The organism is Allobosea sp. (genome assembly GCF_035999205.1).
Classification (GTDB): Bacteria; Pseudomonadota; Alphaproteobacteria; order Rhizobiales; family Beijerinckiaceae; genus Allobosea.
In genome coordinates, this window is the sequence record NZ_DASYHA010000025.1 from 152,552 (window position 1) to 175,876 (window position 23,325).

The window sequence follows — 23,325 nt, forward strand, 5'->3', positions numbered from 1 at the left end:
CTCACAAAGCGGGGCGGCGGCCCGCTGCTGCTCGCGTCAGTTGGTCGGCAATTGAGCCGGCTGGGGCGGCGGCGTGGTCCCCAGCGCCTTGGCCTCGTTGCCGGCCGCTTCATTGGCCGTGCGCTTGGTTTCGAGCTCGGCCTCGATCTTCTTGAATTCGGCCCTCGGCTTGCAGCCCTCATTGGGCTTGCGCGGATCGGGCCGGTAGATGTAGCGCGCAGCCTGTCCGGTCGGCACGAAGGGCGCAGGCGCGGGGCCATCGCCCTGGCAGAGCGGATCGACCGGGAAGGTCCGGCCGATCGGCATGTAGGCGGTGTCGGCCGGCCGCGTTGCCTGGACGAAAGGCTTCGCCTCCTGCGCGGTCGTAGCCATCCCGGCGGCTTCCGCAACGAACTTGCTGCTCTCGCCGGCGCAGCCTGCAGCCGTCATCCCCAATGCCGCCAGGAGCAGCAGGGGCAGGTGCGGCGTTTTCGTCGGCTGATGGAACGGCATGACGCAATCCGGCATGGTTGTAGAATTCTGTTTGTAATGGATATCCGCTACGTCCTTAATAGGACCAAAATGGGGAGCAAGCAGCATCCCACAAAAGGTTATGATGGGGAGAACACGATGAACCGGCGAGCGGACGAGAAGCCCGCGGATGCAGCCGCCTCAACCGAGGCGCCGATGCCGGATTTCGACCAGTTCGCGCAGAACATGGGCCGCCTTGTCGAGGAGTACGGAAAAGTCACGGCCGCCTATCTCAAGCCGATCGAGCGTGGCGAAGCCAAGGGTGGCCAGGCCGACGAGGCCAGCGAGATGGTCAAGACGCTCGGCCGCGTCGCCGAGAAGTGGGTTTCGGACCCGCGCAAGATTATCGAGGCGCAGGCTTCGATCACCGGCGACTTCCTGCATCTGTGGAGCAACATGCTCAAGCGCGCCGGCGGCGAGGAGGCCAAGCCCGTCGCCGAGCCCGACAAGCGCGACGCCCGCTTCAGCGACCCCGACTGGTCGGCGCATCCGATGTTCGACTTCGTCAAGCAGGCCTATCTGATCGGCACGCGCTGGGCCGAATCGATGGTCGACAAGGCCGAGGATCTCGACCCGCACACCCGCGAGAAGGCCCGCTTCTACGTCAAGCAGATCGCCAGCGCGCTCTCGCCGTCGAACTTCATCGCAACCAATCCCGAACTGCTGCGCGAGACGCTCAGGCAGAACGGCGAGAATCTCGTCCGCGGGATGAAGATGCTGGCCGAGGACATCGAGGCAGGCGGCGGCGAGCTCAAGATCCGCCAATCCGACCCGGGCGCCTTCCAGATCGGCGTCAACATCGCATCGACGCCCGGCAAGGTGATCTTCCGTGACGAGATCATGGAGCTGATCCAGTACGCGCCTTCGACCGAGACGGTGCTGAAGCGCCCGCTCCTGATCGTGCCGCCCTGGATCAACAAGTTCTACATCCTCGACCTCAACGCCGAGAAAAGCTTCATCCGCTGGTGCGTCGCCCAGGGCCTGACCGTATTCTGCATCTCCTGGGTCAACCCGGACGAGCGCCACGCGGCCAAGGATTTCGAGAGCTACATGCGCGAGGGCGTCTTCGCGGCGCTCGACGCGATCGAGCAAGCTACGGGCGAGAAGACGGCCAGCGCAATCGGATACTGCGTCGGCGGCACGCTTCTCGGCGTGACGCTCGCCTACATGGCCGCGACCAACGATAAGCGCATCGACAGCGCCACCTTCTTCACGACGCAGGTCGATTTCTCCAAGGCCGGCGAGCTCTCCGTCTTTGTCGACGAAGAGCAGATCCGCTCTGTCGAGGAGCAGATGACGAAGAGCGGCTATCTCGACGGCGCGCGGATGGCCGGCGCCTTCAACATGCTGCGCCCCAACGACCTGATCTGGTCCTACGCGATCAACAACTACCTCAAGGGCAAGGCGCCGACCCCGTTCGACCTGCTCTATTGGAACTCCGATTCGACGCGCATGCCGGCGGCGAACCACTCCTTCTATCTGCGCAACTGCTACCTCGAGAACAAGCTCTCCAAGGGCGAGATGAAGATCGGCGGCAAGCTGCTCGATCTCGGGAAGATCAAGATCCCAGTCTACAATCTCGCAACGCGCGAGGACCACATCGCGCCCGCGCCATCCGTGTTCCTCGGCTCGCAGTTCTTTGGCGGCCCGGTCGATTATGTCGTCGCCGGCTCCGGCCATATCGCCGGCGTGGTCAACCCGCCGACCAAGGTGAAGTACCAGTACTGGACCGGCGGGAAGGCCGAGGGCCGCTATGAGGACTGGATCGCGAGCGCCAGCGAGCATCCGGGATCCTGGTGGCCGCACTGGTTCGCCTGGCTCGAGAAACAGGCTCCCAAGCGGGTGGCAGCCCGCGTTCCGGGGAGCGGCAAGCTGCCCGCGATCGCCGACGCGCCGGGGACTTATGTGCTGAAGAAGGCTTGAGCGGCGGCAGCATTAGGCGCTGACGGCCCCCGCGCTATCGCGAACGCTAGGCCAGGCCACGCCACCATTGCCACAGCACGATAATCGCTACGCTGGCGACCACAGCGAGAATGAAGCGAAACTGTTCCCGCTGTTTTTCACGGCCCGTCGCTCGCGGCACTCCACAGACAGGGCAAACCACGGTGGAAGCGTCCATGGTGGCTTCGCAGCGCAAGCAACTGAACTGTTCCGGTCCAGACACGGGCGTATCGCTTCTCACGGCCGTAACACAGGAACGCTAGCTGATGCTCATTGACCTCACGTGGTCTATCGCGCGGACGCTTGGGGCCCGCGCCCACCCCGCAATCGAGCCGGCCAAGCCGCCCGTCACGTCGCATCAAAAAGCCGGCCCGAAGGCCGGCTTTTTCAGTCGATCAGGCTCGTGCCATCAGAACTTGCGGACCACCGGCTGGGCCGGGATCACCTGGGTCGGGTCGTCCCAGCGATAGGTCAGGCCGGCCGAGAGGATGTGGATGTAGGGCTTGGCCTCCGCAGTGAACAGGACCGGGCCCTGCTGCGGATGGGTGCCGCCATAGTTCACGGTGGCCTTGTTGACATGGATGTAGGTGTAGCCGAGGTCGAGCTTCAGCTTGTCGCTGACCTGGTAGCTCGCACCGGCCGAGAGCCAGAGGCGGTCATTGTCGGAGATGAACACCGTGCGGTTGGTGTCGTTCACGGCCGAGAGCTCATAGGCGACACCGGCGCGCAGCGTCAGGGCCTGATTGTACTTGTATTCGAGCGCGCCACTGAAATACCAGCTGTCGTCATACTGGAAGTTCAGGCTCGAGATCGGAAGCCCGCTGAGCTCGCTGACGATCGGGATGCGGCGGAAGCGGCTCCAGTTCGTCCATTCGACACCGAGGTGCGCCTGCCACTGGTCGTTGATGACCTGCGAGATGCCCAACACCGCCGAATCGGGCAAGTTCAGATTCGCCTTGATCGGCGCCACGCCGGCCACGGTCGAGATCGTGCCCTCGAGCGTCTGCCGGATCGAGGAGCGATAGCCGAGACCGATCGTGGTGCCCTGCCACGGCGTCAGCGTCGCGCCGACGCGGAAGCCGTAGTCGATCGAGTCACCCTTGAGGATCTGGTTCGGTGCGGCCGGGCCGACGGCCTGGAAGATGTTCGCCCCGGTGGCGTTCTTGAGGGTGGTCTTCAGATACTGGATCTGGAAGGCCGCACCGACTGAGAGCCAGTCATTAACCTTGTAGCCGATCGTCGGCGAGACGTTGTACGAGCCGAGCTTGGCGGAACGGCCATAGACCTGACCAGCATAGAACTGGTTGTCCGCCTTCGAGCGCAGGCCGAAGGGCGCGCCGGTGGTCAAGCCGACCCAGAAGCGATCGGTGAGCTGCCAGTTGCCATAGGATGCGGGGATGAAGGCGCCGTCGCCGCCGATGTTGCCGGTACCGAGGGGGCTGCCGCCGAGGGCCTGAATCGGCAGGCCGCCGACCGTGGTCTGGCGCGTCGGCTGGTAGTCGCCGTTGGCTAGGAGATAGGTGAAGTTCCAGTTGCTGTTGCGGCCCGGGAACATCGTGATCGTCGCCGGGTTCCAGGCCATCGAGCCCATGCCGATACCGCCCGAGGCGGCGCCGGCATAGGCCATGCCGAGGCCCTCTGCGCTCTGCCCGCTGCGGATGGCGAAGGAACTCGCCGAGGCCGCGCCGGCGGCGAGAAGCGCCGCAACTGAAACCGTGGCCGCGGCGGCTGTCCGAACGATGCCCTTCATCAAATCCATCCCGTCTGTCGTTTCTTCGAGGCCGCTTCGCCCCGTTCGCAGGCGAGCATGGCCTGACCCGTTTGCCGCCGCAATCCTGCCTCTTATGCCGCGATTCGGCCTTGTCGTCGTCGCGTTACGAAACGGAAACCCTAAAATCGGCCGAAATCGTCGAGTTTTTGCATTGCCGGCTCCGGGCGCGATCAAAAAAGATCGTTTACATACGAACTATCCGGACTTTTGCCGGTTTTGTCGTCGATCGCGCCAGTGCCGCACAATCTGCGAGCATGGAGCTTTCCGAAACTGCGTTGCATTCACGCAACAATTGGTCCGACTGCGGCCGGCAGCCGCGTCATGCGCGCGAACGGGCTTGTCTTTGGGCGCGCCATCCGGTCAGGATTGCGGCCCAATTAGATCGTTTGAAACGGGGGAAACCACGTGAAACTGCTTCGTTACGGTGCTCTGGGCCAGGAAAAGCCTGGCCTCCTCGATGCCAAGGGCGTCGTGCGCGACCTCTCCGGTGCCGTCCCGGATCTCGCTGGCAAGGCTCTGACCTCGGCCTCTCTGGCGAAAATTCGGGCACTCGACCCCGAATCACTGCCGGCGGTCTCCGGCTCGCCGCGGATCGGCGCCTGCGTCGGCGATGTCCGCAACTTCATCGCGGTCGGCCTGAACTTCGCCGACCATGCGGCGGAGACCGGCGCCGAGATCCCGAAGGAGCCGATTCTCTTCAACAAAGCCCCGAACTGCATCGTCGGCCCGAATGACGACGTAATCATTCCGAAGGGCTCGAAGAAGACCGACTGGGAAGTCGAGCTCGCGATCGTCATCGGCGATGGTGGCTCCTACATCCCCGAGGACAAGGCTTTTGCCGCGATCGCCGGCTTCGCCGTCTGCAACGACGTCTCAGAGCGCGAGTTCCAGATCGAGCGCGGCGGCCAGTGGGCCAAGGGCAAGGGCTGCCCGACCTTCGGCCCGCTTGGCCCCTGGCTGGTCACGACCGACGAGGTCAAGGACGTCCAGAACCTCGCCATGTGGCTCGAAGTTGACGGCGAGCGCGTCCAGAACGGCTCGAGCAAGACGATGATCTTCGGCTGCGCCTATCTCGTCCACTATATCAGCCAGTTCATGCGGCTGGATCCGGGCGACGTCATCACCACCGGCACGCCTCCCGGCGTCGGCCTCGGCTTCAAGCCGCCGCGCTTCCTGAAGGGCGGCGAGGTCGTGAAGCTCGGCATCGAAGGCCTCGGCGAGCAGCAGCAGAACTTCAAGGCCTATCAGGGCTGAAGATCACTCTGGTCGAAACAGGAAAGGGCCGCGCGAGCGGCCCTTTTTTGTTGCCCCGAACGCGTGGCTGACGCGCTGCCTTACTTTTCCGGCAAGCCCAGCATCAGCCGGATGTTCTGGACGGCCGCGCCCGAGGCGCCCTTGCCGAGATTGTCGAGCTTCGCGACGAGCACGGCCTGCTTCAAGTTGTCGTCGCCGAAGACGCGCAGCTCCAGCCTGTTGGTATCGTTCAGCGCTTCAGGCTCGAGCTTGCCGCCGGCCTGAGCTGCCGGCACGACGCTGACATAGGTCGAACCGGCATAGTGCTCGGCCAGCGCGTCTTCGAGATCCGCCGCCTTCGGCTTGCCGGGCAGCAGGTCGAGATGCAGCGGCACCGAGACCAGCATGCCCTGGCGGAAATTGCCGACCGACGGAACGAAGATCGGCCGCCGGGTCAGCCGGGCATACTCCTGCAGCTCGGGCAGGTGCTTGTGCTTGAGGCCGAGTCCGTAGAGCTCGAAGGCCGGCGCCGTGCCCGCCTCATAGGCCTCGATCATGCTCTTGCCGCCGCCGGAATAGCCGGAGACGGCATTGATCGTGATCGGATGGTCCTGCGGCAGCAGCCCGGCATCGACCAGCGGCCGCAGCAGCGCGATCGCGCCGGTGGGATAGCAGCCGGGATTGGCGACCCGGTTGGCGTTGGCGATCTTGGACGCGTGGCCATGCTCCAGCTCGGCGAAGCCGTAGATCCAGCCCGGCGCGACGCGGTGCGCCGTTGCGGCATCGACGATCTTGGGCGCGTTGCCGCCAAGCTCGTCGGCCAGCGCGACCGATTCCTTCGCGGCATCGTCCGGCAGGCAAAGCACGACGAGATCGACCTCCGCCATCATGTCCTTGCGGGCGGCCGGGTCCTTGCGCTTGTCGGGGTCGATGCTCTTGACGACGACCTCCGGCACGGCCGCGAGCCGGTCGCGGATGCCGAGGCCCGTGGTGCCGGCCTCGCCGTCGATGAAGATCGATTTCAAATTCTGGCTCATCTGGACCCCCGATGGGTGCGAAAGCGAAATGCTTGGTTGGCTTCAGGCATAAAAAAACCGCGCTCGGGGCGCGGTCGCGGGCGTTCGGACTGCAAGCCGAGCGTCATCGCGGTCGCGCGGGGGCGGCCGAGACAGGGCGACGTCGGGTCAGGTTCGTGGTCATCGCGCTGGATATGAGGGAGGGAGGGCGCGGTGTCAATCACGCCGCGTCATTCTCGGGCGGCGCGCAGCGGCGAACCGACAATCTCCGGCAGAACGAAGTGCCTTGGATTCCGCTCGCGAGATGCTCGGGGCTGGCCCGAGCACGACGACAGAGACCAATCTTATGAATCGCTTGCGACGGATCCCTGCCAAACGGATTCCGCTTGCTCACACGCTGTTTCAGCCGCGCAGCTTCAGCGGCAGCGCCTGGATGTAGTGCTGCACCAGCGCGGACCCCGCGATCGCGGTCGCATCGGCATGGTCGTAGGGCGGCGAGACTTCGACCACGTCCATGCCGCGGAAGTCGAGGTCGCGGATGCCCCAGACCATGCGCAGCGCCGCGTCCGAGGTGAAGCCGCCGGCGACCGGCGTGCCCGTCCCCGGCGCGAAGGCGGGATCGATCGCGTCGATATCGAAGGTGAGGTAGGCCGGCCCCTCCCCGACCCGTTGCCTGATCCGCGCGATCGTGCCGTCGACGCCGAGCTCATGGGCGGAATAGGCGTCGAGTACCTCGATGCCGCAATCGCGCGGCGCGACCGTGCGCAGGCCGATCTGGATCGAGCGTTCGACATCGATCAGTCCTTCGCGCACCGCCTCCAGCACGAAGGAGCCGTGGCTGATCGCGCCGACGCCGTCGTCCCAGGTGTCCTGATGCGCGTCGAACTGCACGAGCGCCAGCTTCCCGTGGCGCGCGACGTGGGCGCGCAGCAGTGGCAGCGTGATGAAGTGGTCGCCGCCAAGCGTGACGAGATGCGCGCCGGAGGCGATGATGCCGGCCGCCTCATGCTCGATCGCACGGGCGCAGCCCTGAAGATCGCCGCGCGGGAGCAGGCAGTCGCCATAGTCGACGGCGGTCAGGTGCTCGAACGGGTCGATGCGGGAGGGATACTGCGCATCGCCGTCGAAGATCGCGCTGGCCCGGCGCAGCGCCTGCGGCCCGAAGCGCGTGCCCGGGCGGTTCGAGACGGCGAGATCGAAGGGCACGCCCCAGATCACGAGATCGCAGCCGGAGACGTCCTTGGAGTAGCGGCGGCGCATGAAGGAGAGCGCCCCGGCATAGGTCGGGTCCAGCGCCGGCCCACGCCTGTCGCCGGTGAAGGCATGGTCGATCGGCGGCGTGTCGGCGTACTCGGTCATGTCAGTCATCCGGACGGTCGGTTTCGGAGGTCAGCGGCGAGAGCCGACGAGCCAGACATAGATGCACCAGGGCAGGATCAGGGCGAGGCCCGAGAGGACCAGCCGTAGCGTCGTCCAGGCGATGGGGTTCTGCAGCGCGCGGCCGTCGAGTTCCGGCACGCCATGGATCAGGCCGAGCGCAAAGGCCGGCGCCAGGAAGATCACCAACGCATTGAAGATGCGGCGGCCTCGCGGCAGGTCGTGCCGCGCCAGCGCAATCAGTGCCGGCACGGCGATCATGCCGAAAGCGATCAGGATCAGGAGGACGCGCATGGGGCTCCGGTCGGCGGGCTCGCGTCAGGCTTTAGCACGAAGTGCCGAACGCACCCTATCGCCCGCCTCCGACGCGCAGGATCGATCCGACGACATAGGAGGCCGCATCGGACAGGGCAAACAGGACCATCTCCGCAATCTCATCGGCATGGGCCGCGCGCCTGAGCGGGATCGACGGGGCGATCCGAGCGACGCGACCTGGCTCTCCGGAGGACATGGCGTGGATGTCGGTCTCGGTCATGCCGGGCGCAACGGCGTTGACCCGGATCCCGGCCGGAGCGAGCTCCTTCGCCATGCCCAGCGTCAGGGAATCGATCGCACCCTTCGAGGCGGCATACCAGACGAACTCGTCCGCCGAGCCGAGGCCGGCCGCGATCGAGGAGATGTTGACGATCGCCCTGCCCTTCGCGGCGTCATTGGCCAGCAAGGCGCGGGTCGCCTCGCGCGCCACCAGGATCGCGCCGGTGACATTGACGTCGATGCAGGTGCGGATGGTCTGTGGATTGGCATCGGCCAGCTTGCTCGCCGGGCCGGTGATGCCGGCATTGTTGACGACGTGGGTCAGGGGTCCGAGCGCGGTCTGCGCTTCCGCAAAGACGCGGGCGATGTCGGCGTCATCCGCCATATCGCCCTTGAGCGCGACGGCCTTGGCGCCGGCGGCCTTGCAGGCTGCGACGACCGTCTCGGCGGCTTCAGCATTGGACTGGTAGTTGACCGCAACGTCATAGCCGCGCTTCGCGGCCATCACGCAGATCGCGGCGCCGATGCCCCGGCTGCCGCCGGTGACGAGGAGAACGGGTCGGGACATGGGCGGGCTTCCTCTCGATTCTGGTTGAAGCCATCCCATACGAAAAGGGCGGCTCTTGCGAGCCGCCCTTTCCACATACCGGATCGTCGGAAAACGATCAGCGCTTCGAGAACTGGAAGCTGCGGCGGGCCTTGGCCTTGCCGAACTTCTTGCGCTCGACGACGCGCGAGTCGCGGGTCAGGAAGCCTTCCTTCTTGAGCGGGCTGCGCAGCTCCGGCTCATAGAAGGTCAGGGCCTTGGAGATGCCGTGGCGCACCGCGCCGGCCTGGCCGGAGAGACCGCCGCCCTTGACCGAGACGACGACGTCGTACTGGGTCAGGCGATCGACCAGGATCAGCGGCTGCTGGAGGACCATGCGCAGCACGGGGCGCGCGAAGTACACCTCCTGGTCACGGGTGTTGACCGTGATCTTGCCGGTGCCGGGCTTGATCCAGACGCGGGCGATGGCGTTCTTGCGCTTGCCGGTGGCATAGGCGCGGCCCTGGGCGTCGACCTTCTTGACATGGACCGGAGCGGCCTCGGCCTGCGCGGTCTTGACGCCGCCGAGATCGGCGAGAGACTGGAGAACTTCAGCCATGGTCAGACCCTCGCATTCTTGCTGTTGAGCGCGGCGACGTCGAGCGTCTCCGGCGACTGGGCTGCGTGGGGGTGCTCGGCGCCCTTGTAGACGCGCAGGTTGCCGAGGATCTGGCGGAACAGCGGGCCGCGGGGCAGCATGCGCTCGACGGCCTTCTCGACGATGCGCTCAGGGAAGCGGCCCTCGAGAATGAACTTGGCCGAACGCTCCTTGATGCCGCCGGCATAGCCGGTGTGGTGATAGTAGTTCTTCTGGTCGCGCTTGCGGCCAGTCAGAACGACCTTCTCGGCATTGATGACGATGATGTTGTCGCCGCAGTCGACATGGGGGGTGTAGGCGGCCTTGTGCTTGCCGCGCAGACGCATCGCCACAACGGAGGCGAGACGGCCGACGACGAGCCCGGAGGCGTCGATCACAACCCATTTCTTTTCGACATCGGCGGGCTTGAGCGAGATGGTCTTCATCGCGGCACCCCTTCGGTGGCTTGAGAAAAAACGACAAGCCGCCGGAGACCGGCGGCGATGTGGGGCGGTGGATAGTCGCGCCCTGCCTTCATGTCAATCGCTCATGGCGCGGCACTTTGCGAAAAAACCGCATAAATTTAAATGCGATAGAAGAAGAGGTATCTTGATACCGCATATCGGAATCTAACCGAGATGGCGAAGGGCCTGCAGGACAACGAGCGCTCCGCCGAGGATCACGACGCCGTCGAGGATCCAGGCATGGGCCGCCAGCGAAAGGCCGCCGGTCAGCCGCCTGGCGAGGAAGGCGCCGGGAATGGCGCAAAGCCCGATCACGCCCGCCATGATCCAGGCCGACAGGGGCAGCGCGCCCTGCCAGAGGAAGACGGCCGACTTGACGATGCCGACCGGCAGCGAGATCGCCGCATCGGTCGCGATCACCGCCATGCCGGAGAGCCCCGCCGCGAGCAGCATCGAGATCAGGAACACGCCCGAACCGGATGTGCCGCCGACGAGAAGGCCATAGCCCCCGCTCGCGAGCGCGAGTCCCTTGTCGGTCAGATGGCCGTGCCGGCGTGCCAGCAGCCGTCGTGCCGGCACCAGCACGATCAGCACGAGCCCGATCAGCAGCATTGCGCCCGGCCCCGACAGCAGGGTGTAGCCGTAGGCGCCGAGCGCAGAGAACGGCAGAGCGAAGAGCGAGACGATGCCAGCCCGGCGCCAGTCGAGATGCTGGCGGAAGGCAATCAGCCGGCTGCCATTGGTGGCCAGCGCAGACAGGCCGATCACGGGAACGACGGCTTCCGCGCCGATCAGCGGGATCAGAACCGGCGGCAGCAAGAGCCCCGTGCCATAGCCGGCGACGCCGCCGACGACCGAGGCCAGAAGCGAGGCGAAGCCGACGAGCGCATATTGAAGCAGAGTCACGTCGGCGGCCATCCGACGTTTCCGCTAGCGCTCGGAGGGGATCGAATAGGTGCCGGTCGCGTGGCAGACCATCTCGGTCTCGCCCTGCGAGTACAGTGAGACCTCCCCCACCGCCAGCCGCTTGCCGAGCTTGAGCAGCTTCGCCTCGCCGATCAGCGCGGCCTTGCCGGGCTTGCGCAAGAAGTTGAAGCTCAGGCTCGTGGTCACGGCCAGGGCGACCGGGCCGATCTGGCCGAGGATCGCGGCGTAGAGGGCGAGATCGGCGAGCGCCATCATGGTCGGGCCGGAGATCGTGCCACCCGGGCGCAGATGCTTCTCGTGGTAGTCGCAGCGCATGCGGGCGGTCATCGGCCCGACCTCCTCGACGAAGTAGGTGCGCCCGCCGACATGGAGCTGCGGGAAAACCTCGTCGAGATAGGCCTCGAGCTGCGAAGCGGTCATGCGGGTCGTCATGTCGGGCAGATGCTCATGGAGGGGCGCCGGCGCAGGCTGGAATGAGGAGATGCCCCTTGCAGCATGCGGGAGCGCGCCCGACAATACGTCAAAACGCAAAGCAGAATGCCCGAGGTTGCCGCCATGAACGTCCATCACAAGCCAGACGCCGCCGCCGTGCTTCGGCGCGAGGACAACGCAGGTGTCGCGACGCTGACGCTCAACCGGCCGCAGTCCCGCAACCCGCTGAGCGAGGCGATGCTGGCAGCGCTAGGCGAAGCCTTCACCGCCATCGCGGGCGATCGAGCCATCAAGGCGGTGGTTCTGGCCGCGGAAGGCCCGGTCTTCAGTGCCGGCCACGATCTCAAGGAGATGAGCGCCCATCGTGCCGATCCGGACCGAGGACGCGCCTATTTCGCCGAGATCCTCGGCCGCTGCTCGGCCGTCATGCAGCAGATCACCGCCCTGCCCCAGCCGGTCGTCGCGGCGGTTGAGGGCACGGCGACCGCGGCCGGCTGCCAGCTCGTCGCGAGTTGCGATCTCGCCATCGCGGGCGAGGCAGCACGCTTCTGCACGCCCGGCGTCCATATCGGCCTGTTCTGCTCGACGCCGATGGTGGCGCTGACCCGCAATCTTTCCGCCAAGCATGCGATGGAGATGCTGCTGCTCGGCGAGATGGTACCGGCTGACGAAGCAGCCCGGATGGGGTTGGTCAACCGCGTCGTGCCAGCGGGCGGCGCGCTCGCCGAGGCGCAGCGGCTCGCCGCCGTGATCGCCTCGAAATCGCCCGCGACGGTCCGGGTCGGCAAGCGCGCCTTCTACGAGCAGCGCGAGATGGGCCTGGCTGCGGCCTACGACCATGCCAGTGCGGTCATGGTCGAGAACATGCTGGCGCGCGATGCCGAGGAGGGCATCGGGGCATTCGTCGAGAAGCGCGCGCCGGTGTGGCAAGAACCCTGAAAGCAAAAGCCCGGCAGGAGAATCCTGTCAGGCGGCGCCGCGCCGGTCCATGGGCCGGCGCGGACCAGTCGACCGTTCTCAGACCGTTTCGGTCTGCGGCCTCACATCTTCCCGCTCCTGCGGCACGGCCTTCGCCTCGCCTTCAGGCTGCGGCACGGCCGGCAGTTGCAGCACCGTGAGGCGCTGTCCCTCCACCAGCGTCGTGACCATGACGATCTTGCCGTCGGGCAATTCGAGCGCGTCGTGATGCACGCAGGGCTTGTCGAGGTCGATCTGGCGGAACCGCGCCACCCTCGCTGCGATCCTGCGATTGGGCAGCAGGCCCAGGCCGCGGTCGCATTCGATGTCGGCGTGGAAGGCCAGCTCGGTGCCCGGCAGGACGCAGACGGCTACGTCGGGCTGCCCGACGGCGCAGAAGCCGCGGGTGCTCGATTGGGCGAAGCTGGTCGAAACCAACTCGTCGCCGACCTTGGCGGGAGTGGACATCACATGATGCAGGCTGTAGTCGCACATGGCAGGCACTCCTTTCTCAGCAGTGGCACGCCGGGGCCCATCCCCGTTTCGTCAGGTAAGCACGAAAGCATGGCGATGCTATGATGCGACCACTTCACCTCGTCGATGAGCGCCTTGATATCATTATGATTTCCCTGGGTGAATCGCGTTGAACCACGACTCTTATGATGATGCGCTGATCCGTCGCATCCTGCGCGAGACGAAGCGCATCGCGCTCGTCGGCGCCTCCGCCAATGAGGCCCGGCCGAGCTGGATCGTGACCAAGTACCTGCTCGACCGCGACTACGACGTCATTCCGGTCAATCCGGGCCTCGCGGGCCAGACTCTGCTGGGCAGGACGGTCTATGGCTCGCTGAAGGAGATTCCCGGCGCGATCGACATGGTCGAGATCTTCCGCAACTCCGAGGCGGCCGGGCCAATCACCGACGAGGCTCTTTCGCTCGATCCCCTGCCCAAGGTGATCTGGATGCAGCTTTCGGTGCGCAATGACGAGGCGGCCGCGCGGGCCGAGGCGAAGGGCCTGACCGTGATCATGAACCGCTGCCCCAAGATCGAATACGGCCGGCTCTCGGGGGAGATCGGCTGGCAGGGCATCAATTCGCGGATTCTGTCGTCGAAGAAGCCCGCGCTCGCCGGCAAGGGCTTCCAGAAGCTGACGATCAACCGGCCGGGGACGTGATCCGCCGAGCCCGCGGCCTTACTTGAAGCCGCGCGGATAGGGTTTCAGCCAGTCCGCGCCATTCTTCGGCGGCTCGACCGGGATTTCGTAGACCCAGGGCCCGGCCTCACGCCAGACAATCCGTAAGATGTAGTCCTTCGGCGGTCGCTGCCCCATCGCCCGCGTCATGTTCCGGGCCAGCCGGTCGAACGTGGCGTCGCTGCCATACTGATAGTTCGGGTCGACGATGTCGTTAAAGGCGAGGACGTTGTTGGTGTACTTCACCGTCAGGTTCGGCGTCTTCAACGAAGCCTGCTCGATCGAGATCGTGCCGGATATCTGGAAATCGCCGGCGGCCCGGTGGGAGCCGTGGAGCACCGCGTAGCCGGTATTGTAGCCGCCGGTCTGGGTGCCAACCTCGCCGTGAAACTGAAGCTTGTAGGGCTGGAACTTCAGGTCGATCCGGCCGTCCGGATGGATCTTGCCGCCGCGCAGCGCTTCGTCTCTGACGAGCTTCGCGTATCTGAAGACGTGGTCGTCGATGATCTTCTCGAGGCCTTTATCGGCCTTCATGTATTCGGCCCATTTCGGGTTGTCGAAGATCACCTCGTCCGGCGCATTGCCGCTGAACCACAGATCGAAGATCTCACGGGCATATTCATCCATGATCCCGCGGGCACCGCCGAGCATCATCCTAGCGGTGAACTCGTCGAATGCCTTCCTGTCATCCGCGATCGGCCCAGGCATCGGCTTCCCCCTGCACTTTCCCTGAACAGGGAGCCGCGACCGGCGCGGTGACCTTGCGTCAGAATCCGGAATCGCATGGCCGATTATGGCTGGCAAGGCCGGCCGATCTTTGCCAGCCTCGCGGTACCGCATGCCAAGGCGACCAGAGTGGGGCGAGGAGACGCGCCGATGTCCGAGATCTCGACCACCTGCTGCATTGCCGGCGGCGGCCCCGCCGGGATGATGCTCGGCTTCCTGCTGGCGCGGGCCGGCGTCGACGTGATCGTGCTGGAGAAGCATGCGGACTTCCTGCGCGACTTCCGCGGCGACACGATCCATCCCTCGACGATGCAGGTGATGCACGAGCTCGGACTGCTCGAGGACTTCCTGAAGCTGCCGCACTCCGCCGTCTCGAACATCGCCATGCGCTTCGGCGACGAGACGATCCAGTTCGCGGATTTTTCGCATCTGCCCGTGGCCGCTCCTTTCGTCGCGATGATGCCGCAATGGGATTTCCTCGACTTCCTGGCCGATCGCGGACGCGAGCAGCCACGCTTCACCTTGATGATGAGCGCCAAGGCCGAGGGTCTGATCGAACAGGCCGGCAAGGTCACCGGCCTCACCGGCCATGACGGCGCCGGCCCCTTCTCGATCCGGGCCGACCTCGTCGTCGCGGCGGATGGACGCCGCTCCGACATCCGCGCCGCATCGGGGCTGAAAGGAATCGATATCGGCGCGCCGATGGACGTGCTCTGGTTCCGGTTGCCGAAGCTGCCGGACGACCCCGGCCAGACCGGTGGGCAGGTCGCGAATGGCCGGCTCCTGGTGACGCTCGACCGCGGCGACTACTGGCAAAGCGCCTTCGTCATTCCGAAAGGCAAGTTTGCGGCCCTGCAAGCGGCGGGGCTGCCCTCCTTCCGCGATAGCGTCGTCAGAATGGCGCCCTGGCTCGCCGGGCGCATGCAGGCGATCGAAGACTGGGAAGAGATCAAGCTCCTGACGGTCGCCGTCGACCGGCTCGATAAATGGTGGCGGCCCGGGCTGCTCTGCATCGGGGACGCGGCCCATGCGATGTCGCCGATCGGCGGAGTAGGCGTCAATCTCGCCGTTCAGGATGCGGTCGCGACGGCCAATCGCCTCGCCGCTCCCCTGCGCGAGAAGCGCCTGACCGACGCCGATCTCGCGGCCGTGCAGGAGCGACGCGAGTTCCCGACCAAGGCGACGCAACGCATCCAGGTGATCGCGCAGAACCGCATCATCTCGCCGCTGCTCGCCCGCTCCGAGAGCGATGCGCCGCTCGGCCCACCCCTGCTGGTTCGGCTGTTCGACCAGTGGCCGCTTCTGCGCCGCTTGCCCGCAAGGCTCGTCGGAATGGGCGTGCGGCCGGAGCATATCGGGCCTGATCTTGCGCCTCGCCCCTGAATTGACGCCCTCCGGAGCGTTCGATAAAACGAACGCAATGTCTCGCATTCAGAAGATCGCAGGGAGTAATCGATGACTGACCGCGCGCCCGGCTTCCATACGCTCGCCATCCATGCAGGCGCCGCACCCGATGCGGCGACCGGCGCGCGCGCCACGCCGATCTACCAGACCACGTCCTTCGTCTTCGACGATGTCGACCATGCCGCCTCCCTGTTCGGGCTGCAGGCCTTCGGCAACATCTATTCCCGCATCGGCAATCCCACCAACGCCGTTCTGGAAGAGCGCGTCGCGGCGCTGGAGGGCGGCACGGCGGCGCTCGCCGTCGCGTCGGGCCATGCGGCCGAGTTCCTCTGCTTCCATGCCCTGCTGCAGCCGGGCGACGAGTTCGTCGCCGCGCGAAAGCTCTATGGCGGCTCGATCAACCAGTTCAACCACTCCTACAAGAACTTCGGCTGGAACGTGATCTGGGCCGATTCGGATGATCTGGACGCCTTCGCGGCGGCGGTGACACCGAAGACCAAGGCGATCTTCATCGAATCCATCGCCAATCCGGGCGGCGTCATCGTCGACATCGCCGGCATCTCGAAGATCGCCAAGAAGCACAACATCCCGCTCATCGTCGACAACACGATGGCCACGCCCTACCTGATCCGGCCCTTCGAGCATGGCGCTGACATCGTCGTGCATTCGCTGACCAAATTCCTGGGCGGCCACGGCAACTCGATCGGCGGCATCATCGTCGATGGCGGCTCGTTCAACTGGGTCGGCGACGAGCGCTACCCGATGCTGTCCAAGCCGCGGCCGGAATATAACGGCATGGTGCTGGGCGAGACCTTCGGTAACTTCGCCTTCGCCATCGCGACACGCGTGCTCGGCCTGCGCGACATGGGCCCGGCACTCTCGCCCTTCAACGCCTTCATGATCCTGACGGGCATCGAGACGCTGCCCCTGCGCATGCAGCGCCATTGCGACAGCGCGCTCTGGATCGCGACGCATCTGTCGAAGCATCCGGCGGTGGAATGGGTCAGCTATCCCGGCCTGCCCGGAGACAAGTACCACGAGCTCGCCAAGCGCTATTCGCCCAAGGGATCGGGCGCGGTCTTCACCTTCGGGCTGAAGGGCGGCTACGACGCCGGCGTCAAGCTCGTCACCGATCTCAAGCTGTTCTCGCATCTCGCCAATATCGGCGACACGCGCTCGCTGGTGATCCACCCGGCCTCGACGACCCATCGCCAGCTCTCGGACGAGCAAAAGACAGCGTCCGGCGCCGGGCCGCAGGTGATCCGCCTGTCGATCGGGCTGGAAGACGTGCAGGATCTGATCGACGATCTCAACCAGGCGCTGGGTTGAGCGAACCAACATCAGCGCCGTCATCCCGGACAAGTCGCGAACCGACGCAGCTCAGTGATTCATCGTAGAGCGCAGTTCCCTACGATGGATCCCGGACCTTCGCTTCGCTGCGTTCGGGATGACGCGCGGATGTTAAAGACGGCCGGCGCTCAGCCACCCGCTCCGCGCGTCCGCGTCACATGCACCACGCCCATCGCCAGCACGAGGAAAGCCAGCGCCTGATGCGCGAGGCCCGCCCATAGCGGCACGACCAGAAGAAGCGTGACGATGCCGAGCGCGGCCTGCGCCAGCGTCAGGCCGGCGATCACCGTCGCGCGTTTCGCCGCGCCCGCACCCGGCGCGGCCCGGCGCATCGCCAGCGCATGCCAGAGCGCCAGCCCCAGCAAGAGATAGGCGCCGAGGCGGTGGTTGAACTGCACCAGCACCGGGTTGTCGACGAAGTTCTCCCATAGCGGCAGCTGCGAGGCGAAGAGGTTCGCGGCGGGCGGTACCAGCGCGCCATCCATCAGCGGCCAGGTGTTGTAGGTCATACCCGCCTTGGAGCCGGCGACGAGGCCGCCGAGCGCGATCTGGACGAAGAGGACGATGAGCAGCGCCATGGCGAAGCCGCGCCCGCCGCTCGCCTCCTTGTGCCGCGGCGGCGTCAGCCAGGTCGCGAAGGCGATCACCGAGGCGAAGAACAGCCCAGCGAAGGTCAGGTGCAGCGTGAGCTTCACAGGAGCGACCGCGACCATGCCCGGCTGCAACCCCGACGCCACCATGATCCAGCCGATCGTGCCCTGCAGGCCGAGCAGCAGCCCCATGCCGAACAGGACCAGCGTCGACCGCCAAGGCAGCAGCCGGCGGGCAGCCACCACCAGGAACCCAAGCAGATAGACCAGCCCGATGAAGCGGCCGAGCTGGCGATGGCCCCATTCCCACCAGTAGATGAACTGGAACTCGCCGAGGCTCATGCCCTCGTTCAGGAGCTTGTATTGCGGGCTTTCGCGGTACTTCGCGAATTCGCTCGCCCAGCTCTCGGCGGAGAGCGGCGGGAGTGCGCCGGTGATCGGCTTCCATTCGGTGATGGAGAGGCCCGAGCCCGTCAGCCGCGTCGCGCCGCCGACGACGACCATGACGAAGACGAGCAGCGCTACGGCCCAGAGCCAGCGCCGGATGCCGGCATGTTTCCCGCCCTGCAGGATGATCGGAGCGGGCTTTTCAATGGTAATCGTCACGGAAGCGGGGCCTTCGGTCGCATCGGATACGCTTCACAAGCGCGTTGGCAGGTGACAGATAGTCCGCGCGCCGGGGCCAAGACAACGCCCGCATTGCCGCAGGCCTTGGAGCGTTTGGAGATCGCGTGATGAAACAGACCCACCGCAAGTTGATCGGCACCGTCGCGATCCTGATCTTCGTCTGCGTCTACGCGCTCGTCGCAATGGCCTTGGCACAGGGGCGGATCACCGAGGCACCGAAGCTCGTCCAGACCATCGCCTATATCGCGCTCGGCCTCGCCTGGGTTCTGCCATTGCTGCCGCTGATCCGCTGGATGGAGCGGAAGGACGGGGCGTAGACGCCCTAACCTGCCTTCACCCCCCGCCCCCGATTCCAGAGCCAGAACGGCAAGCCCGACAGCATCGCCCTGACCGCCGCCTCGCTCTGATGCAGGCCATTTAGCGAGACGCGCGGAAGGGCGTGCGGATGCTCGGCATGCTCGGCGAAGAGATGGCCCGGGCGCGTGGTGACGGCGCAGGCGAAACCGGCCTCCCGCGCCAGCGCGAAATCGCGCGGCCCGGCCGAGGTCGGATCGCCGACAGGATAGGCGAAGTGCCGGACGGCCAAGCCGAACTCCTTCTCCAGCCGCGCCTTGCTCTCGACGATCTCCGCCCGAGCGAAGGCCTCCTCGTGCTTGGCCAGCATCGGATGGCTGAGCGTATGCGCTCCGATTGTCACGCCCGGCGCGCCGGAGAGCGCGCGCAGCGTCTCCCAAGGCAGGCATTCGCGCTCGACGATCGCGGCGGCATCGATCCCGGCCTGGCCGGCGAGGTCGGAAATCGCCGAGAGCAGAATCGCTTCCGGCTGTTTGCGCAGACGCCAATAGAGCTTGTTGAAGGCACGCTGCTTCTCGGCGTCGCTGCCGGTGCGGGCGCTGAAGCGGCCATCCGGTAGCGTCAGTTCGATCTCCGAGAGAGCGCGGATCGCCTCCTCCAGCTCGCGCCACCAGAGGCGCGCAGTCCGGTCGGCGAAGCCTGTGGTGACGAAGAGTGTCCAGGGCGCGCCATGCTGCGCCAGCACCGGCCAGGCATGCTCGACATTGTCGCGATAGCCGTCGTCGAAGGTCAGCGCGACGAAGAAGCGACCTTTGCGCGGGGCGGTCAGCCGCTGCAACGCCTCATCGAGCGAGACGAGGTCGTAGCCCTCCGCACGGATGAGCCTGAGGGTGGCGTCGAGGAAGCCGGGCGTGATCTCGAGCAGGCCGTTCGGGCGGAAGCCGTCGCCCCCCTGCGGGCGGACATGGTGCAGCGTCAGGATGACGCCGGCGCCCTGGGCGAGCCCCCTGCCCCAGCGGTCGGCGCCGGTCGCCGAGATCGCCGCAAAGGCGGCGGAGAAGGCTTTGTGACGCAGGTTCATCTATCCGTTCCGTGGCAACCGCTCGCTAACGCTGTTCGCCGATGCCGGCGTCGGGGAAGCGCGATCTTGCCCAGTCCGTTCACAATGGCGGGTTAAGGAGGAGCACGATCCGCTTTCGAGGCCGGCCATCGATGTCCGCATTCGCCGACTCCGCATTTACCGAGAATTCGTCGGCACCCTTGCCGGCGGGGCATCGGGATGCTGCCGGAGCGCGGCCCTGGCATAGCGTCACGGTGACGGACGACATCACTGCCATCGAGGCCGACTGGCGCGATCTCGAGGCGTGTGCGCTGGTGACGCCCTATCAAGCCTTTGGCTGGGTGCGCCCCTTCGTCCAAACGGTCGGCGCAGCCGAAGGCATGAGCTTCCGCCATGTCGTGGTGCGGGACGCCTCGGCAGAGCCCCTCGCGATCCTGCCGCTGGTCATCACCCGCCGCAACGGCATCCGCTTCGCCGAGTTCATCGGCGGCAAGCACGCAAACTATCATATGGGCCTGTACGCGCCCGAATTCGCCGCGCTGCTGGACGCCCGGAACATGCGCCAACTGCTGTCCGAGATCGGCAGCGTGATCGGCGGGCTCGACGCCTTCATCTTCGTCAACCAGCCGACGCAGTGGCAGGGCGTCGCCAATCCGCTGGCGGCGCTGGCTGCGGGTCCCAGCCCGAGCGGCGCCTACAAGCTCGCTCTCGTCCCCGGCGATGGCGACGGCTCGCTGCGGCGCTCGATGAGCAGCCATGCCCACAAGAAGCTGAAGAACAAGCGCAACCGTTTCGCCGAGTTCGGCCCCTCCGAAATCGTCCGGGCACGCGAACCCGTCGAGATCAACAGGGTGATCGACGCCTTCCTGAAGCAGAAGGCTGCCCGCTTCCGGATGATGGGCGTGCCCGATCCGTTCGCGGCACCAGAGGTCCGCAGGTTTCTGGAGCTTGCTGCGCGCTCGGACGGAGCATCTGCGCCGGTTCTGGAGCTCTACTCTCTCGACCTCGCAGGCCAATCGGTTGCGACCTATGTCGGCGCCGTACACGCCGCGCGCTTCTCCGGGATGGCGACCTCCTTCGACATGGAGAGCAAGGCCGCCAGGACGAGCCCGGGTGAAATCCTGCTGGTCGATCTGATCAAACTGAAATGTCGCGAGGGAACGACCGTATTCGACCTCGGCGTCGGCGAAGCCCGCTACAAGACGACGATCTGCGATCAGCGCGACGAGCTGGTCGACAGCTTCCTGCCGCTCACCGCCAAGGGACGCGCCTTCGCCTGGTTCAGCCGCGCCAAGCGCGAGGCCAAGCGGCGGATCAAGGCCTCGCCGCTCGCGCTCAGGATCGCGCATCGCGGCCTGGGCTGGCTGAACCGAGGCCGCGCGCGCGCCGTCGAGGACTAGGGGGCCTTCTCAGACGGGCGTGGCGTCGCGCTCGCGCAGGCCAGGCATCGGCGCCGCCGGGGGCGCGTCGAGCATCAACGTCACCGGCGCCTTGGTCAGATCGGCCAGGCGATAGGCCGCCTCGACGGCGTGGCCATTGCCGAGCTGGCCTGCCATGACGAGCCCGCCTTGCGCGCGGCGGGCCAGCGGCGCCAGCACCGCCCCCTCGTCATTCGAGGCAGCGGCGACCAGGACCCAGTCATAGGTCTCGCAGAGCGCGTCCAGCGCCACCTCGACGAGATCGGGCGCGGCCAGAACCGCGTCGCGCCCGGCCCTGCCGGGCCCGATGCGGTGTAGCCGGGAGCCGGACGCGCGCGTGATGATGTCGGAGAACAGCGCCTCGCCCGCGAGCAGCTCGGAGAAACCGGGCTGGCTGCGCCCTTCATCGGCGGCAAGATCGACGATGATGCAGCGGCAGCGCTGCGACAGGAGCTCCGCCAGGTCGCGAGGCGTCGTCGCGCCCTCGCCGGCGCCGTCGAGCACGAGCACCATCGGCGCCATGCCGCGGGCCGGCTCCTCGATGCGCTCGGCCATGTCGGCCAGCGTCTGCTCCGGATGGACGAAATCGAGCGTGATCTGGCCGAGGCGGCCGCCATGCGTCAGCAGGCCCGCGACGCGTTCGCGGCGCGGGTCGACGGGGCTGTCCTCGGCTCGGGCGACGCCGCCGACCCAGCCCGGTGCCCGGCGGGGCTGCGGGGTCGGTGCGTCGCGGCGGCCGTCGAGCAGCTCGCGCGACACCACCGTCGCCAGCGAGGCGAGGAAGGTCGCAAGCGTCGCCACCAGCACCGTCGGCAGCTTCTTGGGGAAGGACGGCTCGGTCGGCTCGATGGCGCGCGAGATCACGCGGGCATCGGCGGGCGTCGCATTCTGGGTGTCGCGGGCGACAGCCTCGCGATAGCGCAGCATGTACTGCTCGAGCTGTTCGCGGAGCGTGCGGGCCTCGCGCTCGAGCGCACGCAGCTGAACCTCGCTGTCATTGCCCGTCGAGACGCTCTTCTTCTGCCCGTCGAGCGCGGCGGTGAAGCTCTCGACGCGCTGGCCGGCGATCTTCGCCTCGTTCTCCAGCGTGCGCACCGTACGCTCGGCGGCGGCACGAAGCTGACCTTCGAGGTCGGCGAGCTGGGCGTTCAGCTCCTTGATGCGGGGGTGCTCGGAGAGAAGATTGCGCGACTCGAGCGCGATCTGGGCACGCAGGTTGACGCGCTGCTCGATCAGCTGGCGCACCAGCTCGTTATTGGCGACATCGGGAATTTCGAAGGTGCGGCCCTGCTTGATCGCGTCGCGGATCAGGCCCGCCTTGGCCTGGGCCTCGGCCTGTTGGCTGCGGGCCGCCGAAAGCTGGGTCGAGAGGTCGCCGAGCTGCTGGGCGTTGATGGTCGTGTTGTTGGCGCCGACGAGCAGGCCGTTGCGCGAGCGGAACTCCTCGACCTTCGCCTCGGCCTCGGCCAGGCGCTTGCGCAGCGGCTCGATGGTGGTCGAGAGCCACGAGGAGGCACTGCGAGCGGAATCCTGCTTCGCGGCCTCCTGCATCTCCAGATAGGTGGCGGCGATGATGTTGGCGCCCTTGGCGGCGAGCGCCGGGTCCTGCGAAGTGAACTCGACGGCGACGATGCGCGAGCGCCCGACCGGATAGACCAGAAGCCGGTCGAAGTACTTCTCAAGGACTCGGTCCTCGGGCGAACGGTCGGCCGGGTGGCCGCCAAGGCCGACGAGGACACCGATCTTGCGCAACGCATTCAGCGCGCCGGCGCCTGAATCGAACTCTGAATTGCCGACCAGGCCAATGCGCTTGATCGCCTCGCGGGCGAGATCGCGCGACATGATGAGCTGGACCTGGCTCTGAACGGCTTCGCTGTCGAATTGCCCGGCGCTCTCGGGCGAGGCCTGGCCCGGAAGGGCGAAGAAGCTGCCGCGGTTCTCGAGCAGGATGCGAGCTTCGCCGGTGTAGCGTGGCGAAACCAGGTTCACGGCGACGAAGGACAGACCGAAAGCCGCGACCGTCGGACCGATGATCCACATCCGGCGGCGCTTGATCGCCGCCCAGAGCGCGGAGAGATCCAGCATCTCGCCGCGGCTTTCACCGTCGCGCGCCACGTCGTCCCTGGCGAGGCCCTCGGTCTGAGCGGTCATGACCCATCCATTCACGCAAAACTCTCGCGCCCTCGACAGGACGCTGCGTCAATGAAAGCGCAGTAAGGTTATTGCAGGGTTAAGAACGGGCCGAAACACCATCCCGGCCGGCGCCGAAACCGTCAACCTGAAGGCTTTGTTAACCATATCGAGCCCATGCTCCGCCCGGGTTCCGCATGGGTATCGCT

At 66.4% G+C, this 23,325-nt stretch carries 23 protein-coding genes; 8 read left to right on the forward strand and 15 right to left on the reverse strand.

Annotated features, from left to right (window positions below; translation table 11 throughout):
* Nucleotides 1–36: 36 nt before the first annotated feature.
* Nucleotides 37–492: a hypothetical protein gene (locus VGN82_RS16125; RefSeq protein ID WP_327528059.1), complete on the reverse strand. Its 456-nt coding sequence runs from the start codon at nt 490–492 to the stop codon at nt 37–39.
* Nucleotides 493–609: 117 nt separating this feature from the next.
* Between VGN82_RS16125 and phaC the strand changes: the two genes are divergently transcribed.
* A complete protein-coding gene (phaC, locus tag VGN82_RS16130; protein ID WP_327528060.1) occupies nt 610–2,433 on the forward strand; it encodes a class I poly(R)-hydroxyalkanoic acid synthase in 1,824 nt (607 codons plus the stop codon).
* 427 nt (nt 2,434–2,860) lie between these two features.
* Here the strand turns inward: phaC and VGN82_RS16135 are convergent, their stop codons facing one another.
* Nucleotides 2,861–4,201 (reverse strand): OmpP1/FadL family transporter, encoded by a 1,341-nt coding sequence (locus VGN82_RS16135; protein WP_327528061.1) that lies wholly within the window; start codon nt 4,199–4,201, stop codon nt 2,861–2,863.
* A gap of 426 nt (nt 4,202–4,627) precedes the next feature.
* On the opposite strand from VGN82_RS16135, the gene VGN82_RS16140 reads away from it, so the two are divergent.
* Nucleotides 4,628–5,476, forward strand: coding sequence for a fumarylacetoacetate hydrolase family protein (locus tag VGN82_RS16140; protein WP_327528062.1), 849 nt, complete (start codon nt 4,628–4,630; stop codon nt 5,474–5,476).
* Nucleotides 5,477–5,556: 80 nt separating this feature from the next.
* Here VGN82_RS16140 and argC read toward each other — a convergent pair whose 3' ends face one another.
* The 8 genes from argC to VGN82_RS16180 form a co-directional block, all read right to left on the reverse strand.
* The gene (argC, locus tag VGN82_RS16145; RefSeq protein WP_327528063.1) at nt 5,557–6,492 is read right to left on the reverse strand and encodes an N-acetyl-gamma-glutamyl-phosphate reductase; all 936 of its coding nucleotides are present in this window, start codon (nt 6,490–6,492) and stop codon (nt 5,557–5,559) included.
* A gap of 381 nt (nt 6,493–6,873) precedes the next feature.
* Nucleotides 6,874–7,830: an agmatinase gene (gene speB, locus VGN82_RS16150; protein ID WP_327528064.1), complete on the reverse strand. Its 957-nt coding sequence runs from the start codon at nt 7,828–7,830 to the stop codon at nt 6,874–6,876.
* Nucleotides 7,831–7,860: 30 nt separating this feature from the next.
* Nucleotides 7,861–8,142 (reverse strand): hypothetical protein, encoded by a 282-nt coding sequence (locus tag VGN82_RS16155; RefSeq protein ID WP_327528065.1) that lies wholly within the window; start codon nt 8,140–8,142, stop codon nt 7,861–7,863.
* A gap of 55 nt (nt 8,143–8,197) precedes the next feature.
* The gene (locus VGN82_RS16160; RefSeq protein ID WP_327528066.1) at nt 8,198–8,950 is read right to left on the reverse strand and encodes an SDR family oxidoreductase; all 753 of its coding nucleotides are present in this window, start codon (nt 8,948–8,950) and stop codon (nt 8,198–8,200) included.
* A 97-nt stretch (nt 8,951–9,047) separates the two neighbouring features.
* On the reverse strand, nt 9,048–9,527 hold the full coding sequence (rpsI, locus tag VGN82_RS16165; protein ID WP_327528067.1) for a 30S ribosomal protein S9: 480 nt from the start codon (nt 9,525–9,527) through the stop codon (nt 9,048–9,050).
* Nucleotides 9,528–9,529: 2 nt separating this feature from the next.
* The gene (gene rplM / locus VGN82_RS16170; protein ID WP_327528068.1) at nt 9,530–9,991 is read right to left on the reverse strand and encodes a 50S ribosomal protein L13; all 462 of its coding nucleotides are present in this window, start codon (nt 9,989–9,991) and stop codon (nt 9,530–9,532) included.
* A gap of 183 nt (nt 9,992–10,174) precedes the next feature.
* Nucleotides 10,175–10,927, reverse strand: a complete 753-nt coding sequence (locus VGN82_RS16175) for a sulfite exporter TauE/SafE family protein (protein WP_327528069.1) — start codon at nt 10,925–10,927, stop codon at nt 10,175–10,177.
* A gap of 12 nt (nt 10,928–10,939) precedes the next feature.
* Complete coding sequence (locus VGN82_RS16180) at nt 10,940–11,356, reverse strand: PaaI family thioesterase (RefSeq protein ID WP_327528070.1); 417 nt, start codon at nt 11,354–11,356, stop codon at nt 10,940–10,942.
* Nucleotides 11,357–11,473: 117 nt separating this feature from the next.
* Between VGN82_RS16180 and VGN82_RS16185 the strand changes: the two genes are divergently transcribed.
* Nucleotides 11,474–12,307 (forward strand): enoyl-CoA hydratase, encoded by an 834-nt coding sequence (locus tag VGN82_RS16185; RefSeq protein ID WP_414644307.1) that lies wholly within the window; start codon nt 11,474–11,476, stop codon nt 12,305–12,307.
* Nucleotides 12,308–12,385: 78 nt separating this feature from the next.
* Here VGN82_RS16185 and VGN82_RS16190 read toward each other — a convergent pair whose 3' ends face one another.
* Nucleotides 12,386–12,820, reverse strand: a complete 435-nt coding sequence (locus VGN82_RS16190) for a hypothetical protein (protein ID WP_327528071.1) — start codon at nt 12,818–12,820, stop codon at nt 12,386–12,388.
* Between the two features lie 148 nt (nt 12,821–12,968).
* Here VGN82_RS16190 and VGN82_RS16195 point away from each other — a divergent pair, with 148 nt between their 5' ends.
* A complete protein-coding gene (locus tag VGN82_RS16195; RefSeq protein ID WP_327528072.1) occupies nt 12,969–13,499 on the forward strand; it encodes a CoA-binding protein in 531 nt (176 codons plus the stop codon).
* 18 nt (nt 13,500–13,517) lie between these two features.
* Here the strand turns inward: VGN82_RS16195 and VGN82_RS16200 are convergent, their stop codons facing one another.
* A complete protein-coding gene (locus VGN82_RS16200) occupies nt 13,518–14,225 on the reverse strand; it encodes a hypothetical protein (protein WP_327528073.1) in 708 nt (235 codons plus the stop codon).
* Nucleotides 14,226–14,393: 168 nt separating this feature from the next.
* Between VGN82_RS16200 and VGN82_RS16205 the strand changes: the two genes are divergently transcribed.
* Together VGN82_RS16205 and VGN82_RS16210 are read left to right on the forward strand one after the other, a co-directional pair.
* Entirely contained in the window at nt 14,394–15,626 is a 1,233-nt protein-coding gene (locus VGN82_RS16205; protein WP_327528074.1) for an FAD-dependent oxidoreductase, read from the forward strand.
* Between the two features lie 72 nt (nt 15,627–15,698).
* Nucleotides 15,699–16,976, forward strand: a complete 1,278-nt coding sequence (locus VGN82_RS16210) for an O-acetylhomoserine aminocarboxypropyltransferase (RefSeq protein WP_327528075.1) — start codon at nt 15,699–15,701, stop codon at nt 16,974–16,976.
* A 149-nt stretch (nt 16,977–17,125) separates the two neighbouring features.
* Here VGN82_RS16210 and VGN82_RS16215 read toward each other — a convergent pair whose 3' ends face one another.
* On the reverse strand, nt 17,126–18,193 hold the full coding sequence (locus VGN82_RS16215) for a COX15/CtaA family protein (RefSeq protein WP_327528076.1): 1,068 nt from the start codon (nt 18,191–18,193) through the stop codon (nt 17,126–17,128).
* 128 nt (nt 18,194–18,321) lie between these two features.
* Here VGN82_RS16215 and VGN82_RS16220 point away from each other — a divergent pair, with 128 nt between their 5' ends.
* Nucleotides 18,322–18,531: a DUF2842 domain-containing protein gene (locus tag VGN82_RS16220; RefSeq protein ID WP_327528077.1), complete on the forward strand. Its 210-nt coding sequence runs from the start codon at nt 18,322–18,324 to the stop codon at nt 18,529–18,531.
* 5 nt (nt 18,532–18,536) lie between these two features.
* Here VGN82_RS16220 and VGN82_RS16225 read toward each other — a convergent pair whose 3' ends face one another.
* Entirely contained in the window at nt 18,537–19,589 is a 1,053-nt protein-coding gene (locus VGN82_RS16225; RefSeq protein ID WP_327528078.1) for a polysaccharide deacetylase family protein, read from the reverse strand.
* Between the two features lie 131 nt (nt 19,590–19,720).
* Between VGN82_RS16225 and VGN82_RS16230 the strand changes: the two genes are divergently transcribed.
* Nucleotides 19,721–20,968 carry a GNAT family N-acetyltransferase gene (locus VGN82_RS16230; RefSeq protein WP_327528079.1) on the forward strand — a complete coding sequence of 416 codons (1,248 nt, stop codon included), beginning with the start codon at nt 19,721–19,723 and terminating at the stop codon, nt 20,966–20,968.
* Nucleotides 20,969–20,977: 9 nt separating this feature from the next.
* Here VGN82_RS16230 and VGN82_RS16235 read toward each other — a convergent pair whose 3' ends face one another.
* Entirely contained in the window at nt 20,978–23,137 is a 2,160-nt protein-coding gene (locus tag VGN82_RS16235; RefSeq protein ID WP_327528080.1) for a GumC family protein, read from the reverse strand.
* Nucleotides 23,138–23,325: the final 188 nt, after the last annotated feature.

Excerpts from the sequence above, each read along its gene's own strand:
- VGN82_RS16125 (WP_327528059.1), bottom strand. The coding sequence starts at position 492 with ATGCCGTTCCATCAGCCGACGAAAACGCCGCACCTGCCCCTGCTGCTC.
- phaC (WP_327528060.1), top strand. The coding sequence starts at position 610 with ATGAACCGGCGAGCGGACGAGAAGCCCGCGGATGCAGCCGCCTCAACC.
- VGN82_RS16135 (WP_327528061.1), bottom strand. The coding sequence starts at position 4,201 with ATGAAGGGCATCGTTCGGACAGCCGCCGCGGCCACGGTTTCAGTTGCG.
- argC (WP_327528063.1), bottom strand. The coding sequence starts at position 6,492 with ATGAGCCAGAATTTGAAATCGATCTTCATCGACGGCGAGGCCGGCACC.
- speB (WP_327528064.1), bottom strand. The coding sequence starts at position 7,830 with ATGACCGAGTACGCCGACACGCCGCCGATCGACCATGCCTTCACCGGC.
- VGN82_RS16155 (WP_327528065.1), bottom strand. The coding sequence starts at position 8,142 with ATGCGCGTCCTCCTGATCCTGATCGCTTTCGGCATGATCGCCGTGCCG.
- VGN82_RS16160 (WP_327528066.1), bottom strand. The coding sequence starts at position 8,950 with ATGTCCCGACCCGTTCTCCTCGTCACCGGCGGCAGCCGGGGCATCGGC.
- rpsI (WP_327528067.1), bottom strand. The coding sequence starts at position 9,527 with ATGGCTGAAGTTCTCCAGTCTCTCGCCGATCTCGGCGGCGTCAAGACC.
- rplM (WP_327528068.1), bottom strand. The coding sequence starts at position 9,991 with ATGAAGACCATCTCGCTCAAGCCCGCCGATGTCGAAAAGAAATGGGTT.
- VGN82_RS16175 (WP_327528069.1), bottom strand. The coding sequence starts at position 10,927 with ATGGCCGCCGACGTGACTCTGCTTCAATATGCGCTCGTCGGCTTCGCC.
- VGN82_RS16180 (WP_327528070.1), bottom strand. The coding sequence starts at position 11,356 with ATGACCGCTTCGCAGCTCGAGGCCTATCTCGACGAGGTTTTCCCGCAG.
- VGN82_RS16185 (WP_414644307.1), top strand. The coding sequence starts at position 11,474 with ATGCCCGAGGTTGCCGCCATGAACGTCCATCACAAGCCAGACGCCGCC.
- VGN82_RS16190 (WP_327528071.1), bottom strand. The coding sequence starts at position 12,820 with ATGTGCGACTACAGCCTGCATCATGTGATGTCCACTCCCGCCAAGGTC.
- VGN82_RS16200 (WP_327528073.1), bottom strand. The coding sequence starts at position 14,225 with ATGCCTGGGCCGATCGCGGATGACAGGAAGGCATTCGACGAGTTCACC.
- VGN82_RS16205 (WP_327528074.1), top strand. The coding sequence starts at position 14,394 with ATGTCCGAGATCTCGACCACCTGCTGCATTGCCGGCGGCGGCCCCGCC.
- VGN82_RS16210 (WP_327528075.1), top strand. The coding sequence starts at position 15,699 with ATGACTGACCGCGCGCCCGGCTTCCATACGCTCGCCATCCATGCAGGC.
- VGN82_RS16220 (WP_327528077.1), top strand. The coding sequence starts at position 18,322 with ATGAAACAGACCCACCGCAAGTTGATCGGCACCGTCGCGATCCTGATC.
- VGN82_RS16225 (WP_327528078.1), bottom strand. The coding sequence starts at position 19,589 with ATGAACCTGCGTCACAAAGCCTTCTCCGCCGCCTTTGCGGCGATCTCG.
- VGN82_RS16230 (WP_327528079.1), top strand. The coding sequence starts at position 19,721 with ATGTCCGCATTCGCCGACTCCGCATTTACCGAGAATTCGTCGGCACCC.
- VGN82_RS16235 (WP_327528080.1), bottom strand. The coding sequence starts at position 23,137 with ATGACCGCTCAGACCGAGGGCCTCGCCAGGGACGACGTGGCGCGCGAC.